19 protein-coding genes are annotated in these 17,602 nt (G+C 32.1%); 15 read left to right on the top strand and 4 right to left on the bottom strand.

All coding sequences use genetic code 11. The annotated features are described in order from the left end of the window. Positions 1-3: 3 nt before the first annotated feature. The 14 genes from RM697_RS03595 (at position 4) to tsaB (ending at position 12,259) form a co-directional block, all read left to right on the top strand. On the top strand, positions 4-585 hold the full coding sequence (locus tag RM697_RS03595) for a cytochrome c oxidase subunit 3 (protein WP_311426491.1): 582 nt from the start codon (positions 4-6) through the stop codon (positions 583-585). Between the two features lie 113 nt (positions 586-698). Next, positions 699-1,700: a cytochrome c oxidase subunit 3 gene (locus RM697_RS03590; protein WP_311426490.1), complete on the top strand. Its 1,002-nt coding sequence runs from the start codon at positions 699-701 to the stop codon at positions 1,698-1,700. Between the two features lie 20 nt (positions 1,701-1,720). Further along, on the top strand, positions 1,721-2,101 hold the full coding sequence (locus RM697_RS03585; RefSeq protein WP_311426489.1) for a cytochrome C oxidase subunit IV family protein: 381 nt from the start codon (positions 1,721-1,723) through the stop codon (positions 2,099-2,101). A gap of 74 nt (positions 2,102-2,175) precedes the next feature. After that, entirely contained in the window at positions 2,176-2,874 is a 699-nt protein-coding gene (locus tag RM697_RS03580) for a thioredoxin domain-containing protein (RefSeq protein WP_311426488.1), read from the top strand. Then, positions 2,867-3,619, top strand: coding sequence for an SCO family protein (locus tag RM697_RS03575; RefSeq protein ID WP_311426487.1), 753 nt, complete (start codon positions 2,867-2,869; stop codon positions 3,617-3,619). Before RM697_RS03580 ends, RM697_RS03575 begins: the two co-directional genes overlap by 8 nt. Positions 3,620-3,624: 5 nt before the next feature. Then, a complete protein-coding gene (locus RM697_RS03570) occupies positions 3,625-4,146 on the top strand; it encodes a DUF420 domain-containing protein (protein WP_311426486.1) in 522 nt (173 codons plus the stop codon). 2 nt (positions 4,147-4,148) lie between these two features. Further along, positions 4,149-4,391: a hypothetical protein gene (locus RM697_RS03565; protein ID WP_311426485.1), complete on the top strand. Its 243-nt coding sequence runs from the start codon at positions 4,149-4,151 to the stop codon at positions 4,389-4,391. Between the two features lie 117 nt (positions 4,392-4,508). Further along, a complete protein-coding gene (locus tag RM697_RS03560) occupies positions 4,509-5,210 on the top strand; it encodes an ABC transporter ATP-binding protein (RefSeq protein WP_311426484.1) in 702 nt (233 codons plus the stop codon). Beyond that, a complete protein-coding gene (locus RM697_RS03555; protein ID WP_311426483.1) occupies positions 5,203-6,447 on the top strand; it encodes an ABC transporter permease in 1,245 nt (414 codons plus the stop codon). The genes RM697_RS03560 and RM697_RS03555 overlap by 8 nt, the downstream gene beginning before the upstream one ends. Position 6,448: 1 nt before the next feature. Next, entirely contained in the window at positions 6,449-7,708 is a 1,260-nt protein-coding gene (locus RM697_RS03550) for an ABC transporter permease (protein ID WP_311426482.1), read from the top strand. A gap of 20 nt (positions 7,709-7,728) precedes the next feature. After that, positions 7,729-8,892, top strand: a complete 1,164-nt coding sequence (locus RM697_RS03545) for an efflux RND transporter periplasmic adaptor subunit (protein WP_311426481.1) — start codon at positions 7,729-7,731, stop codon at positions 8,890-8,892. Between the two features lie 46 nt (positions 8,893-8,938). Continuing rightward, complete coding sequence (locus RM697_RS03540) at positions 8,939-10,273, top strand: TolC family protein (RefSeq protein ID WP_311426480.1); 1,335 nt, start codon at positions 8,939-8,941, stop codon at positions 10,271-10,273. Between the two features lie 5 nt (positions 10,274-10,278). Next, on the top strand, positions 10,279-11,583 hold the full coding sequence (locus RM697_RS03535) for an efflux RND transporter periplasmic adaptor subunit (protein ID WP_311426479.1): 1,305 nt from the start codon (positions 10,279-10,281) through the stop codon (positions 11,581-11,583). Positions 11,584-11,593: 10 nt separating this feature from the next. After that, positions 11,594-12,259: a tRNA (adenosine(37)-N6)-threonylcarbamoyltransferase complex dimerization subunit type 1 TsaB gene (tsaB, locus tag RM697_RS03530; RefSeq protein ID WP_311426478.1), complete on the top strand. Its 666-nt coding sequence runs from the start codon at positions 11,594-11,596 to the stop codon at positions 12,257-12,259. Here the strand turns inward: tsaB and RM697_RS03525 are convergent, their stop codons facing one another. The 4 genes from RM697_RS03525 to RM697_RS03510 form a co-directional block, all read right to left on the bottom strand. Then, entirely contained in the window at positions 12,260-13,072 is an 813-nt protein-coding gene (locus RM697_RS03525; RefSeq protein WP_311426477.1) for a mechanosensitive ion channel family protein, read from the bottom strand. It lies immediately after the preceding gene. A 121-nt stretch (positions 13,073-13,193) separates the two neighbouring features. Beyond that, positions 13,194-13,877: a hypothetical protein gene (locus RM697_RS03520; RefSeq protein WP_311426476.1), complete on the bottom strand. Its 684-nt coding sequence runs from the start codon at positions 13,875-13,877 to the stop codon at positions 13,194-13,196. A gap of 63 nt (positions 13,878-13,940) precedes the next feature. Next, entirely contained in the window at positions 13,941-14,141 is a 201-nt protein-coding gene (locus tag RM697_RS03515) for a dodecin family protein (RefSeq protein WP_311426475.1), read from the bottom strand. A 50-nt stretch (positions 14,142-14,191) separates the two neighbouring features. Continuing rightward, positions 14,192-15,091 carry a NifU family protein gene (locus tag RM697_RS03510; protein WP_311426474.1) on the bottom strand — a complete coding sequence of 300 codons (900 nt, stop codon included), beginning with the start codon at positions 15,089-15,091 and terminating at the stop codon, positions 14,192-14,194. A gap of 239 nt (positions 15,092-15,330) precedes the next feature. On the opposite strand from RM697_RS03510, the gene RM697_RS03505 reads away from it, so the two are divergent. Further along, the coding region (locus tag RM697_RS03505) for a choice-of-anchor L domain-containing protein (protein ID WP_311426473.1) at positions 15,331-17,602 on the top strand (2,272 nt) is incomplete at its 3' end.

Here is a 17,602-nt window from a genome sequence, read left to right as displayed (position 1 = left end):
AGTATGGATTTAACTCAAGGAACAGAACAGCAAAAGCAAACTAGAGCAAAAAAAATGATGCTATGGTTTGGTATTATTTCTTTGATCATGTCCTTTGCAGGATGGACAAGTGCATATATTGTTAGTAGATCTAGAGAAGATTGGTTATCAGATTTTAATTTACCAGAGGCTTTTCTAATAAGTACTGTTTTTATTGTTCTAAGCAGTATTACTCTGATTTTCGCTAAACGCGCTTTAAAACGAGATGACTATAAACAAACCATTACCTTTTTAGTGGCAACATTAGTACTAGGTTTAGTCTTTGCTTACAATCAATTTACAGGTTTTAATAGTATGGTAGAGGCAGGTTACAATTTTACAGGACCAACTAGTAACCCTAAAACATCTTTTGTATTCCTCATAGCATTTGTTCATGTATTGCATATTGCTGTAGGTGTGGTATGTTTAATAGTAGTTTTGGTAAAGCAATTATTAGGGAAATATAATTCTAAAGATATGTTAGGATTTGAGCTAGCTTCAAATTTTTGGCACTTTGTAGATATATTATGGATTTATCTGTTTCTGTTCCTAACTTTTGTAAAGTAACAACAGCTCTAAAAATTACTCTTATTTAGAGCCTTTAAAATTTAGTTCTGGTTGTTTCTTTAGACCGATAAAATGATTATTTTTGTCAAAATTTTTAACACTAAACGCTTTATATGGATACTACAGTTGCTAGTACTGGTACAGAAGGAAAAGCTTGGGGAGGTGGTAATAGACCACTAAAGGCAAGTTATGGAAAACTGATGATGTGGTTTTTCATTGTTTCTGATGCTTTAACGTTTTCTGGGTTTTTAGCTGCATACGGATTTTCAAGATTCAAATTCTTAGACTCTTGGCCAATTGCTGATGAGGTATTTACTCACTTTCCATTTTTACATGGTGTAGAAGCACCAATGTACTATGTGGCTTTTATGACTTTTATACTTATTATGTCATCGGTTACTATGGTATTAGCTGTAGATGCAGGACATCATATGAATAAAGCTAAAGTAACTTTTTACATGTTTCTTACCATTATTGGTGGATTGATATTCGTTGGATCTCAAGCTTGGGAATGGAATACCTTTATTAAAGGTGAATATGGTGCTGTACAAACTAAAGGAGGTAATATACTTCAATTTGGAGAATATAAAGACGTCAATGGCGAGCAAGTATTTAAGCGTGTTGCAGTTTCAGAATTTGCAATATTACAACATGGAGATAGAGTTCAACATCAAAGAGACAATGGTTTATGGTTTGTGTCTGAAGGATCTCTTCCAGAATATACAGTTGATGAGGTTTATGCTGGTTTAGCCGCAAATAGCAATATACTAGTTAGAAATCAAATAATAAACGAAGACGGTGAAAAGACAGTGCTTTCTAGAGAAGAATCTCTGAGACAAATAAAAGACAATGGAAAGCTATTTGTACAAGGCGCTAACCTAAAAGTCAATGAATATGGCACGTCTTTATTTGCAGACTTTTTCTTCTTTATTACAGGTTTTCACGGATTCCACGTATTCTCAGGTGTTGTAATTAATATTATAATTTTCTTTAATGTTATTTTAGGTACTTATGAGAGAAGAGGAAGTTATGAAATGGTTGAAAAGGTAGGATTATACTGGCACTTTGTAGATTTAGTTTGGGTATTTGTATTCACATTCTTCTACCTTGTATAACATAAAGCATAGAGTTTATTATGGCACACGAACATAAATTAGAAATATTAAGAGGCTTAATAAAATTTAAGTCCAATACTCAAAAAATTTGGGGTGTTTTACTATTGTTAACCATTGTTACAACTGTAGAGGTTGTATTAGGTATTATTAAACCAGAATCGTTAATGGCACCTTTTTTAGGAATGAAATTACTTAACTGGATTTTCATTATCCTAACCATTGTAAAAGCATATTATATTACATGGGATTTTATGCACATGAGAGATGAAACCAAAGCTCTAAGACGTATGGTAGTATGGACAGCAGTATTTTTAATCTGCTATCTTATATTTATTTTGTTACAAGAAGGAGGTTATGTTTTTGATGTTTATAAAGATGGTTTTGTAAAACGAGATTTTTAAGACTTAATTTTCAAGTTAAATACTAATAAAAGGTGGTTTTTTAGAACCACCTTTTTTATTTTTGCATTATGCAAATGAGCAAGACCACACGCAATTTAGTGCTAGGAGTTTTATTTTTTCTTCCTGTAGTATTTTTATTGTTTTTATATCCTTCAACTCACAACTACACACCTTTAGACATTGTAAATAAAGATGTAAAAGAAATTTCTGAATCTGAGACTATTAAATTGAAAGATCATTTAACTGTTTTAGCATTTTTTGGAAAACAACCCTTAAGTAAAGCCATTGCAGCCTCTAATTTAAAAGAATTGGTTTATGATAAATTTAAAGGCTTTAAAACATTTCAAATTGTAGTTATGGCACCAAGTGGTTATGAAAAAGATTATAACTTTCTTAAAAAAGAAGTTGAGCGATATGAAGATTTAAGGTTTTGGCACTATGTATTTACCTCAGACGAGAATATAAAGGCAACCTATAATAGTTTAAAATACGATATACCTTTGGATGAAAACTTATGTACAGAAGAGGTATTTCTTATTGATAAAGACCTTAATCAAAGAGGACGTTTAGATGATAGAGACGATAGTGAAGTTGAAAAAAGCACAATAGTATATGGACTAAACTCTTACAATTGTATTGAAATTGAAGAGGTGAAAAACAAAATGAATGATGATATGCGAATTTTATTCACAGAATATAGACAAAAGCGCAAAGGTAAGTTTGATTCTTCTTCACGAAGAGCAAATGATTTAAAAGCCAATTCAAATGAGTAAAAAAACTAATTATTCTTATGTAGGTATTGCCTTTATCATACTAGTTTTCGGGATAATTTTTATTCCAAGAATTGTAGATCGTATTTCAAAAGATGATATCATTAGAGATGAGAGTAGAAGCGAAGAAGTAAACAAAGTAGATTTCGTAATGAAAGAAGCATCTGATTTAATGTTTATTGAGATTAATGGCAAACCTAAAAAAGCACCAGCATTTAAGTTTGTTAATCAAAATGGTGATACTATAACAAACCAAGATTACCAAGGGAAAGTATATGTTGTTGATTTTTTCTTTACAACCTGTCCAACAATTTGTCCAAGAATGAGTAGAAATTTGGTAGAGATTCAAGATAAGTTTAATGATTTTGAGAATTTTGGAGTAGCATCGTTTACTATAAACCCTCAGTATGATACATCTGAAGTTTTAAAGAAATATGCAGATAATTATGGTGTTACCAACCCCAATTGGCATTTAATGACTGGTGCCGAGAAAGACCTTTTAGATTTAGCTAATATAGGATTTACCATATACGCTGGGAAAAATTTACAAGCTGAAGGCGGTATAGAACACTCAGGAAACTTTGCTTTAGTCGATAAAAACGGATACTTACGAAGTAGAACAGATGACTTCGGTAACCCAAGAATCTATTACAAAGGCATTATTAGTGTTGCCGAAGGTGAAGAAGATGGCGAAAAAGAAGAAATTAGTATACTAAAAGAAGATATATCTAAACTTTTAAAAGAGTAACAATAATGAACCAAAACTTAGAAGCCGAAAAAAAATATAACAAATGGGTTATTATTTTGTCAATAGTAATTCCTGTTGTGGTAGCTATTTTATTTAAGGTAAAAATTGATGTAAAACTACCCATATTTTTACCACCAATTTATGCTACAATAAATGGGTTTACTGCACTATTACTGATTATTGCTTTTGTCGCTATTAAGAAAAAGAATATAGTACTGCATGAGAATTTGATGACCACTGCAATTTGGTGTTCAGTGATTTTTTTAGTGATGTATGTATTGTATCATATGACTAGTGACTCCACAGTTTATGAAGGTAACTACAGAACATTATATTTAGTAATCTTAATTAGTCATATTCTATTATCTGTTGCAGTGATTCCTTTTGTCCTTATCACCTATGTGAGAGCAATTACTAAAAACTTTGAGCGTCATAAAAAAATTGCCAAGATAACCTTTCCCCTATGGTTATACGTAGCAGTTTCTGGTGTTGTTGTCTATCTTATGATCTCGCCTTATTACACCTAGAAATGAAACGCAAGATTCTACTTATTGTTTTTTCTTTTTTTATTGTTTTGCAAATAAATGCGCAATGTGCTATGTGCAGAGCTGTTTTAGAAAGCGAAGAAGGACAATCAACTGCTCAAGGGGTTAATGATGGTATTATCTATTTAATGGCTATTCCTTATATTTTAGTATTTGGTTTAGGCTATTTTATCTACTATAAATATGTGAAATCAGCTAAGAATGAAAATAACACGGATTTAGTGTAACATTTTCTACAATAAGCAGTCTTACTTATAATCAATCAAAACTATAACTCTTAACAAAATGTTAGTACAGAACACCTTGAGTTTTGTTTAATATTGTAGTCTCTAACCGTCACCATTATGATTCAGATAGAAGATTTACATAAATCTTATCACATGGGAAACAATTCACTCCATGTTTTAAAAGGTATCAATTTTAATGTAAAAGAAGGAGAATTAGTATCTATAATGGGCTCTTCTGGTTCAGGTAAATCAACACTTCTAAATATATTAGGTATGCTAGATGAAGCAGACCAAGGATCTTACACATTAGATGGTGTTGCTATTAAAAATCTTAATGAAAAAATTGCAGCAGGCTACAGAAATAAGTTTCTAGGTTTTGTTTTTCAGTCGTTCAATCTAATTAATTATAAGTCTGCCTTAGATAATGTAGCTATGCCATTATATTATCAAGGGTCTAAACGAAAAGAACGCTCTCAAAAAGCAATGCATTATTTAGAAAAAGTTGGATTAGCAGAATGGTCACATCATTTACCTAATGAGTTATCTGGAGGGCAAAAACAACGTGTAGCTATTGCCAGAGCTATGGCTAGCGAGCCTAAAGTGCTTTTAGCAGATGAGCCAACAGGTGCTTTAGATACAACAACATCTTATGAAGTAATGGAACTTATTCAGCAAATTAATGATGAAGGAAAAACAATTTTAATTGTAACACATGAAGATGATATTGCTCACATGACCAAGAGAATTGTTAATTTAAAAGATGGTGTTATTATAGACGATAAATTAGTTAATCAAGTAAAAGCCAATGCTAATGTTTAATATAGAACGATGGCAAGAAATATTTGAAGCTCTCAATAAAAATAGATTGAGAACCTTTTTAACAGGTCTATCTGTGGCTTCGGGAATTTTTATTTTGGTTATTCTTTTAGGTTTTAATAAAGGTATTGAAAATGGTGTGAGAACGCAATTTGAGCAGGATGCCACAAATGAAATCTCGGTTTGGACAAATAGAACAACAAAAGAATATAAAGGGCTTAATCCTGGGAGATATATACAATTAACAAATGAGAGTTTTAATGCTGTAACGAACAAATATGGCGATTTGCTAGAGCGTAAATCACCAATTTATAGTATTTGGGGAGGACGAGTTAATTACAAAAACGAATCCGGTAATTATAGGATTAGAGGTACAAATGGAGACTACCAATTTATCGAAAACGCAGATATTGGTAGCGGTCGTTTTATTAATGAAGCAGATATAAAGGAGGCCAAAAAAGTAGTAGTCATAGGAAATAAGGTTAAGAAAGACCTTTTTAAAGATGAAGATCCAATGAATAAAAACCTCACTATTTTTGACATGAATTTTAAAGTGGTAGGTGTTTACTTTGATCCTGGAGGAGAACGAGAAGAAAATGGAATGTTTATGCCAATAACCACAGCTCAAAAAGTTTTTAATGGTGGTAATAATATCAGATCCATGGAATTTACTAGTAAAATGCTTGATGATTTTGACGAAGCCGTGGCTCTATCCAAAAGTGTTTCAGAAGCCATTGAAACTCAGATAAAACAAATACATACTGTTGCACCAGATGATACAAGTGCAGTACGTGTGTTTTTCACCTTAGAAGAAGCAAAAAAAATATATTCCTTAATTGATACTATCAAAGCAGTATTTTGGTTTGTTGGTATCGGAACCATTATAGCAGGTATCGTTGGAGTAGGAAACATAATGCTAATTATTGTAAAGGAGCGTACTAAAGAAATTGGAATACGAAAGGCTTTAGGAGCACTACCAATGTCTATAGTTGGGATGATTCTTCAAGAGGCAGTATTTGTTACAATGTTTGCTGGTTTATTAGGACTAATATTTGGTTTGGGACTCCTGGAAATTGTTAGTCCTCTAGTAGATACACCTTTTATAAAATATCCTCAAGTTGATTTTAATATTGCATTGACAACTGTTTTTCTTTTAGTATTTGCAGGAACTATAGCTGGTTTTATTCCAGCTTACAGAGCAGCTAAAATAAAACCAATTGTAGCTTTAAGAGAAGAGTAGTATGTTTAATAGAGAACGTTGGAACGAAATACTGGAAGCCCTGAACGCTAATAAATTTAGAACGTTCTTAACAGCTTTTGGTGTGTTTTGGGGAATTACAATCTTAGTGTTATTACTTGCTTTAACTAACGGTTTAAAAAATGGCGTAACTGCAGATTTTGGAGACTTTGCTACTAACTCAATGTTTATGTGGACTCAAGGCACAACAAAACCATATAAAGGTTTGCCTAAAGGACGTTACTTCAATTATAAAGTAGAAGATGTTGCAGCTATAAAATCGGAAATTCCAAATTTAAAATATGTATCGCCAAGAAATCAATTAGGTGGATTTAGAGGTGAAAATAACGCAGTAAGGGGTACCAAAACTGGAGCTTTTGAGATTTATGGTGATTATCCAGAATACATAAAGCAACAACCCATGGATATTCTTCAAGGTCGTTTTTTAAGTTATTCAGATATTGAAGAAAAAAGAAAGATATGTGTTATTGGTGTTGATGTTGTAAAAGGATTATACGATAAAGATGAAAATGTGATAGGTACTTACATAAAGATTAACGGTGTAAATTTTATGGTTGTAGGTACATTTAAAATGGCAAACAGTCAAGGAGATAATGAGCAAGATGCAAACACTATTTACATACCATTTACAACATTTGGTCAGGCATTTAATAGAGGTGATCGTGTAGGTTGGATGGCAATTACTGCCTACGATGGGATTAGTATTACAAGCGTTAAAGAAAAAGTATTTGATTTAATGAAATCAAGACATAAAATACATCCAGAGGACGAAAGAGCTATTGGACATTTTGATTTATCTGAACAATTTCAGAGAATTAATGGATTGTTCTCAATACTTACAATTGTTGGCTATTTTGTAGGAATATTAGTTTTGGCTTCAGGTATAATAGGAATCAATAATATAATGCTCATTGTAGTAAAAGAACGCACTAAAGAAATAGGAATTAGAAGAGCTCTAGGTGCTACACCTTGGATGATTAAAGGACAAATATTACAGGAAAGTTTAATATTAACAATTTTATCTGGTATGGTAGGTGTTTCTTTCTCTGCTTTAATCATTTGGATAATGAATGCTATCCTAGATAGCGTGGGACCTGTTGAAAACTTTGCCAATCCAAGTGTAGGAATGCAAGTCGTATTTACTGCTTTAATAATACTTGTAGTCTCTGGTTTGTTAGCAGGATTAATTCCAGCAAATAGGGCTACTAAAATGAAACCAGTCGACGCATTAAGAATAGAATAAAATTTAATAATCATCAAAAAATGAAAAGAACAAAAACAATAATCTTCTTACTATTAATTGTAGTTATTTTCGGAAGTGCATTATATTACTTATGGAGTAAAAATCAAGAAGATCCAGTAAAATATACTTCAGAATCACCTTCAGAACAAACAATAGTTGTAAAAACTGTAGCAACTGGAAGTATAGTTCCAAAAGAGGAAGTTTTAATAAAGCCTAATATTTCTGGTGTAGTTGAAGAGGTATTTATAGAAGCAGGTGAGTATGTAAACCAAGGCGATTTGATTGCACAGATTAGAGTTATACCCAATGTATCTAACTTAACTAGTGCGAAAAATAATATTGCCTCTAATCAAAATGCTTTACAAACAGCAGAGATTAACTACAGAACTCAAAAATCTATTTATGATCGTCAAAAAGAATTATTTGACAAAGGTGTAATTGCTGCAAATGATTTTGACCAGGTAAATAATACCTTCTTACAAGCAAAACAACGTGTAGAACAAGCTAGAATAGATGTCACTCAATCTCGTCAGAACTACGATATTATAAAAACAGGAACTACAAGCGGACTAGGTAATGTTGCACAAACACAAGTTAGAGCTACTGTTTCTGGCATGGTGTTAGATGTTCCTGTAAAAGCAGGAAATCAAGTTATTGAAGCTAATAATTTTAACGAAGGTACTTCGATTGCATCATTAGCAGATGTAAAGAAAATGATTTTTGAAGGTAAAGTAGATGAAAGTGAAGTAGGTAAAATTAAAGAAGGGCTTCCTCTAGAAATAACCGTAGGTGCTATTGAAGATGTAAAATTTGATGCAGTATTAGATTACATTGCACCAAAAGGTGTAGCGGAGAATGGCGCTATTCAATTTGAAATTAAAGGGACTTTACAAAAAATAGACTCTACATTTATCAGAGCAGGTTTAAGTGCTAATGCCTCCATTATTTTGGAAAAAGTAGATAAAGTATTAGCCATTAAAGAAGCGCTTGTACAATACGATGAAGAGACCAAAAAGCCTTTTGTTGAGGTGGAAGTTGGTGATCAAAAATTTGAAAGAAAAGATGTGGAGTTAGGTATAAGTGACGGTATTTTTGTTGAAGTTAAATCTGGTATTTCAGAATCGGATAAGATTAAAGTTTGGAACCAAGTACAAGGGATTCCTTCATATGCTCAAAATAATTAATAAATACTGTAACACGCTATCCATAATTTAGACATATAACATAGTTATGAAAAAAATAATCATCCTTATAGCAGTAATTTTAACGTTCAACGTTCAGGCACAAAAAAAGTGGACTTTACAAGAATGTGTAGAATATGCTTTACAAAACAACATCTCTATACAACAATCCGAGCTCGATGTTAATGTTGCAGATTTAGATAAGAATCAGGCCCTAATGAATTTCTTGCCAAATTTAAATGCTAACGGTTCTTATAACATAAATACAGGAGCCAATATTAACCCAGCAACTAACCAGTTTGAAAACGCAACATTTAGATCTGCATCTGGTGGTTTAAGCTCTGGGATAAATATTTTTAACGGTTTAGCTAACTGGAAAACCTTACAGCGTGCAAAACTTAACAAAGTTGCAACTGAGTATAGATTAGATAAAATGAAAGATGATATCTCATTATTTGTAGCTAACTCATTCCTGCAAATATTATCTAATAGAGAGCTGTTAAAAGTACTTGTAGCTCAAAATGGAGTTACTCAAGAAAATATTAAAAATACAGAGCAACTTGTTGAAGCAGGAGTATTACCTCAAGGTGATTTGTTAGAGTTAAAAGCTACAGATGCTACACAAAAACAACAAATTATTGTAGCAGAAAATAATCTATTTATATCAAAACTAGGATTAGCGCAAACTTTGCAATTAAAAGATTATGAAGTGTTTGATATTGTTGATGATGATTATGAACTTATCGTTGGTGATATCTTAGATAAAAAACCTTCAGAAATTGCTGAAAAAGCAAAAGAAGAAGTTAATGATGTTAAGATTGCAAAAGCTAATTTTGAATTATCTAAAAAGGATTTAGAGTTAGCTCGTACAAGCTATTATCCAACTTTATCAGGATTTTTTGGTTATAATACCAGATGGGCTAGTTCTCAGGTTAATCCATTTACAGGAGAAAACATTCCGTTCATTGATCAATTATATTTGTTTGATGGTACATCAATAGGGCTTCAATTAAACATTCCTATTTTTAATAGATCTAATGTTCGTAATAATGTTAAACGTAGTAAAATCAATGTAGATCGATTACAGTTACAATTAGAACAAGCTGAGTTAGACTTAGAATCTACAGTATATCAAGCCTATAACGATACCAAAAATGCAAAAAAATCTTACGAAGCAGCCTTACAAACCGAAGAAGCACGTAAATTAGCATATGAATATGCTAAAGAACGTTATGATGTTGGTTTGTCTAATTCGTTCGATTTTAATCAATCTAGAACGGCATACGAAAATTCACAATCAGATGTAGTGCGTACTAAGTTCGATTATATATTCAGATTAAAAGTATTAGAATTCTATTTCGGAATTCCTATTAATTTAAACTAACCGTTATGCGTAAAAAGACTCTTATAATAATTATAACAATAGTTGTTCTTCTATTAATTGTTTTAGTAGGAGGTAAAAAAGCTGGCTGGTTCGGAAAGCAAGGTAATTTCAAAACTGTTGAAGTAGAAAAAATCGAATTAAAAGACATTATAGAAACTGTATCTGCTACTGGGAAAATCCAACCAGAGGTTGAAGTTAAAATCTCTAGTGAAGTTTCGGGTGAAATTATTGAACTACCTTTTAAAGAAGGTCAGCAGATTAATAAAGGGGACTTATTAGTTAAGGTAAATCCAGATTTAATTCAGTCTGCATTGAGCAGATCTCAAGCTTCATATCAAAATGTAAAAGCTGGTTTAGAGCAAGCAGAAGCTACGTTAAAACAAGCTAAAGCAGATTACGATAGAAATAAAACCTTATTTGAAAGAGGTGTAATTTCTAAGGCAGATTGGGATCGTGCAATTGCGTCTTATGAAACAGCTGAGGCTGCTAAAAGTTCAGCATATTACAGCGTTCAAAGCGCAGGTGCTACAGTTAATGAGGCTAGAGATAATCTTAATAGAACTACCATTTATGCACCAATGAGTGGAACTATTTCGTTATTAAGTGTTGAGCTTGGAGAGCGTGTTGTTGGGACGCAACAAATGGCTGGTACTGAAATTTTAAGAGTAGCAAACCTTAATAACATGGAGGTAGAAGTAGATGTTAATGAAAATGATATTGTTAAGGTGCAAATCGGTGATTCTGCAATAGTAGAAGTCGATGCTTATCTTAAAAAAGAATTTAAAGGTACAGTTACAGAGATTGCAAATTCGGCTGCTGGTACATTGACTGCAGATCAGGTTACAAATTTTAAAGTAAAGGTTAGAATATTAGAAGAGTCTTACGCAGATTTAACTGAAGGTAAACCAGAAAACTACTCACCTTTTAGACCAGGTATGACAGCTACTGTAGATATTATAACTGATAAGAGAGTAAGCACTGTTGCTGCTCCAATAAGTGCAATTGTAATTAAAACAGATACTACTACACGCAAAAAAGGAGAGTATAAGGCTGTAAGTAAAGAAACAAAAGGTAGTGAAGAAAAGTTTGAATGTGTTTTTGTGAATAATAGTGGAGAAGCTAAGTTAAGAGTTGTAAAAACAGGTATTCAAGACGACACTAATATTGAAATAATTTCTGGTTTAAAGGAAAATGATGAGATCATTACAGGACCATATAATATGGTTTCAAAAACTTTAAAAACTGGTGATAAGATTGAGAAGAAAGGTGGTGATGATAAGGTTACAGAAGAAGAAACTTCTGAAGAGTAAATCTTAGGCTTTGGCATTAATATTAAGTATAGAAACAAGTACAACCAATTGTTCAGTCTCTCTTTCTAACGAAGGAGAGATTTTGGTTTTAAAAGAAGACTATAATACACAATATTCACATGCAGAATTGTTACATCTTTTCATCGATGATGTTTTAAAAAATTCTGGCACAAAAGGGAATGCTTTAGATGCTATTGCAATTAGTAAAGGTCCTGGTTCTTACACAGGATTACGTATTGGAGTTTCAGCAGCTAAGGGTTTATGCTTTGCATTAGATAAGCCACTAATAGCTGTATCTACTTTAAAAAGTTTAGCACAACAAGTTGTAACAGAAAAAGGATATATAGTTTCAATGTTAGATGCTAGACGATTAGAAGTGTATTCCGCAGTTTTTGATGAAAATTATAATGCAGTTAGAAGCATACAAGCTGAAGTATTAGATAAAAATTCTTTCAGCGAATTTTTGGATAAAGAACAAGTTACTTTTATTGGCAATGGTGTAGAAAAAACCAAGTCTATAATAAAGCATTCAAATGCTAAATTTATAGATGGTAAATTGCCTTCAGCTAATGAAATGGCAGCTTTAGCATTTAATAAATACAAAATAAGCGACATGGAAGATGTCGCTTATTTTGAACCTTATTATTTAAAAGATTTTGTTGGTCTAAAATCTTAATTAACCTTGTTTCTGAATTTCAACAGCGTGTGGATAAGGAATTTCAATACCTGCTGTATCTAGAGCTTCTTTAACTTGCTCATTAACATCAAAATGTACATCCCAATAATCTTCAACCTTACAAGCTGGTCTTACAGCAAAGTCTACTGAGCTATCACCTAGTCCTGAAACGCTTACCAAAGGAGCAGGATCATTTAATACTTTAGGATGCGACGTTAAAACATTCATTAAAACCTCTTTAGTTTGTTTAATATCTGCATCATAACTAACACCAATAGTTAAAAATACTTTTAAAATACCTTCATCAGAATAATTTACAATATTCCCATTAGATAAAGCTCCATTTGGAATAATAACCAATTTGTTTTCAGGTGTTAAAAGTTTTGTGGTAAATATTTCTATTTCTTTCACAGAGCCTAATTCTCCTTGAGCTTCAATGAGATCGCCAATTTTAAAAGGTTTAAAGATCATAATCATTACACCTCCTGCAAAGTTAGACAAGCTTCCTTGTAATGCCATACCAATAGCCAAACCAGCAGCAGCTAAAATAGCAGCAAAAGATGTAGTTTCTATACCTAATTTACCAAGGATAACAACAATGAGTAATATTCTTAAAATCCAACCGATTAGATTCAGAAGAAATTTCTGTAAGCTTTCTTCATATCCATGCTTAGACATTAATCGTTTTACACCTTTATTAATAATCTTAATAATCCAAGAACCTATAATCCAAATGACAATAGCTCCAATAATTTTAAAGCCATAGTTGGTCGTTAGTTCATAAAGTTTTTCTAAGATGTTGTCTAGATTCATGTTAATGTTTTATTAGTTAATATTTAGTTTAAAAGTAAGACACACAAAATTAATAATTGTCACAAAAAAACTCCTAAATACAAGGTTATTTAGGAGTTAAATTTATGAATTGATTATTCTATTAAAGAGAACCTATGTAGTTTGCAACTTTAGCTAACCCTTCTTCTTTAGAAAGCTTCACTTTATTTTCTTTTAAAAATGTTTTGATTGCTTTAGAATGTTTAGGAAACGCTTTTAACAAGTCTTTTTTCTTTACAGGAAGATGAACTACAGAGCCAGATTTCATTTGAATGTAGTAAACATCACTTTCTTTTCTAAATTTAGCAGGTTTATCTTGTTGGTAAGATGACATAGCAGGAACTTTATCATAATATTTAATACGCTCTGCTTTCAATAAATTAGCGTTTTCTCCAGAGTTAACAACAACTAAAAAGCCTTTTTTAGAGATACCTCTTTCTGTAGTGTAATTAAAACTCTTATATGTTTTGCTATCATTTACAAATACAACTTCATAATCTGCAGAATTCACATCTAGTGCAATAACCACATCTTGTTTTACTTTAATTTCCATTTCACCATTGTAGGCATTGTATCTACCTAAATATACTTTCGTATCAAATGAAGGTATCTTAACAGGTTTAAAATTTTCATCAATGTATGGTGAGCCTTGCGCTTGAATTTTTGGGCTTGTGGTTTTAGACATTAGACCTCGTTCTGTTGCCATGTCTAGATTAACATCTTGTGAGTAAGAGAAAAAAGCTGTCATTAATAAAACAACCACTACGCTAAATTTTAAATTTTTCATGAATTTTTTATATTTAATATCAAGGTTTAAACTAAGTGCAATAATTATGCCGAGTTACTTCTATTATTTTACTTCAAAAGTAATTTTAACATTAACTCTAAATTCTGTAACATCTGCTCCTTCTACAACAGCACTTTGAGATTGTACAAAAACAGATTTAATGTGTTTAACACTTTTTGATGCTTCTTTTACCGCTTTTCTGGTTGCATCTTCCCAACTTTTATCAGAATTTGCTAATATTTCTATAACTTTTAATACTGCCATAATAATGTGTTTTTAAAAATGAATGCCGAAGATAATTATAATTGTTGGTTTTAACCGTTAATAGCTTCAACAAATTCTACTTTTCCTTTCATCATTTCTCTGAGCATAGTTTCAATTCCATTTTTTAAAGTATATGTAGAGGATGGGCAACCACTACAAGCTCCTTGTAAAATTACTTTTACAGTTTTAGAGGACTCATCAAACGATTCAAATTCAATATTACCACCATCACTTGCTACAGCAGGTTTTACATATTCATTTAAAATTGAAACGATTTCTTTTGAGGTATCGTCTAATGGTTTGTTGTTTTCTATAACAGAAGTAGTCTGTTTTTTATGGGCTGTTTTAGATGACGTGACAATGGGTTTACTATTCTCTATGTAAGCTCTTATAAATTCTCTTAGCTCCATGGTGATATCATTCCAGTCTGCCATGTCGTATTTAGTAATAGAGACAAAATTTTCATCTATATAAACACTTTTTACAAAAGGGAAATGAAAAAGTTCTTTCGCAAAAGGCGAATCTTCTGTATCGTCTATAGATTTAAACTCCTGAGCAAGGACTACAAGTTTTTTGTTAGCAACAAATTTTAAAACGGAAGGATTTGGAGTACTCTCTGCATATATTGTAACAGGTGTTTTTTTAGCTTTAGGTTCTTCTGTAATAATAGGTTTTCCGCTATTTATGTAGTTTTTTATTTGTTCAGCAACGTCTTGTTCAACATCAGACCATTCAATAATATTATAACGTTCTACAGCAATAAAATTACCAGAGATGTATACTGTCTTTACAAAAGGAAGGTGAAATAACTCTTGCGCAAGAGGAGATACTTTAGCGTCATCAATATTCTTGAATTCATAACTATGATGTTGTGTAATAAATTCACTAGCTTCAAACTTAATTATAGCATCATTTGAAGTTGGTTTTATATCTAATGATATTGAGTTCATTCTTTTTTTTGCAAAAATAGGTACAATAACTCTGATTTTTTAGATGCCTTATCGAAAATTGACAGTTTTAACATATTCTTTTTAGAATAATTGTCTAAATTCACGCTTCCAATAAAAATGCTAAACCTAATAACTTTAATCACCAGTAAATTCTGACTTTTTAGGGTAGGGAAATAAGGTGTTAAAGTGTTTTATATCAAAGTTGCACAATGTAGCTTTTGATTGATAATTATAAGGCTATGAAAATAAGAATATCCCTATTTATTTTATTACTTCCCTTTTTAAGTTTTGCACAAGATCTTAATATGACTGATGGTACATTTGAACGATGTGCACCAGACATGTTTTATGATTCTGGAGGACCTACTGGTAATTATGGTGATGATGAAAACTTTGTAATTACAATTTGTCCTGAAAATCCAGATGATTTCATAATTTTAAATTTTACAGAATTTAGTACACAATTAAATTCGGATATCATAACCATTTATAATGGTACAGACACGTCTGGTCAAGTTTTTGGATCTTACAGTGGTGTAGCAGGACCAGGTGTAATACAAGCTTCAGATGATCCTGCGGATAGTGGTTGCATTACCATTGAGTTTATCTCAAATGGAATGTCGACGACAACAGGTTGGGCAGCAGAAATTTTATGTGCGTCACCTTGTCAAACCATTACACCGACTATAGATAGTACAATACCTGCAGCTAGTTCTGGAATAATATCAATACTTCCAGGTGAAACAGTAGATTTTAACGGCTCTGCAACATTTTCAGAAGATGGAACAGGAGCAACATATAACTGGGACTTTGGAGATACCAACACAGCAACAGGTCAATCTGTATCCAATACTTTTGCAAATGAAGGTGTTTATACAGTAACATTTGAAGTCACAGACACTAATCCACAAGGATGTTCAGAAACCGCTACTATAACGGTCAACGTTCTTGGGCCTTATGTGCAAGTAGATCAGGATACATTTACATCAGAACAACTTATTGAAGATGTATTAGTTAACAGTGAATGTGCTCAAGTATCTAATATAGTGGCTTCAACAGGAACCGATTTTGGAAGCACCAATGGAATTGGATATTTCTTTGGAGATGGAATGAGTTTTCCATTTGCTCAAGGTATAGTGTTGACAACAGGAGATGCCAAAAATGCTGAAGGACCAGAACAAGGTATTTTAAGTGATGGATCTTTTGCTTGGCCTGGAGATAATGATCTAGAAAATGCTATTGGTTTAGGAACAAACGCTACTAATAATGCCACCTTTATACAATTTGATTTTGTCCCTTTAGCAGATAATATTAGCTTTAGTTTTATATTTGCTTCTGAAGAATATGGAGGTTTTCAATGTACTTTTACTGATGCCTTTGCTTTTTTACTTACAGATAACAATACAGGTGTTACAACCAACTTAGCAATTGTTCCAGGAACAACAGATGTTGTGTCGGTTCTAAATGTTAGAGATAATTTATTTAATGCTGGCTGTTCATCAGTCAATCCTGAATTCTTCGATTCTTATTTTGGTGGAGGTCCAGGAAGTGTCCCTGCAATAGATGCTCCGATTGATTTTTTAGGTTATACAACAAGAATGGTAGCAGAATCTGCAGTAATTCCAAATACCAGTTATACTATCAAATTGGTTATTGCAGATGATCAAGATACACTTTATGATGCCGCTGTATTTTTAGAAGCAGGGAGTTTTGATCTTGGAGGAGATCTCGGTGATGATATTACTATAGCTGCTGGTACAGCACAATGTGATGGAGGTTCTATTACTTTAGATACCGCTGTAGATGGCGCAACTCATACTTGGTTTAAAGATGGTGTAGAAATAGTAGGTGAAACGTCTTCTCAAATTACGGTTACAGAATCAGGTGTGTTTAGTGTGGATGTTGTTTTTTCAGGAGTTTGCCAAACTACAGACAGTATTTTAATTGAGTTTAAACCAAGTCCAACGGCAAACGATCCATTAGATTTAACCTTGTGTAATCTAACAGGTGTTGATTCATTTATTCTCACAGATAATAATGATGATATCTTAGGACCACAAGATCCAAGTGATTTTGTAATTTCTTATCATTTAACAGAGCAAGATGCTATAGATAATGTTAATCCTCTTACTAGTCCGTATAATAACATTTCGAATCCTCAAGAGATTTGGGCTAGGATAGCTGAAAATTCTCAAGAATGTTATGAAATAACGTCTTTTGAACTTACTTTAACTAGTCTAGATATAACATCTCCATTAGTGTTATTTGATCAGTGTGATGATGATAATGATGGCTTTATGCCATTTAATTTATCTGATAAAAATTTAGAAGTTTTAGATGGTGAAGATCCAGCAAGTTTTAATATTACTTATCATGTTAATCAATCAGATGCTGATACTGGTTCTAATCCACTACCAGATGGTTATGTGAATATTTCTAATCCTCAAACTATTGTTGTAAGGCTTGAAGCTATTAATGATTCTGGCTGCTATAATACTGCTGTTTTTGATA

This window comes from Microcosmobacter mediterraneus (genome assembly GCF_031846265.1).
In the GTDB taxonomy this organism is placed as follows: Bacteria; Bacteroidota; Bacteroidia; order Flavobacteriales; family Flavobacteriaceae; genus Microcosmobacter; species Microcosmobacter mediterraneus.
The sequence above is the reverse complement of the archived record's forward strand: the minus strand, read 5'-3'. Positions and strand labels throughout refer to the sequence as shown.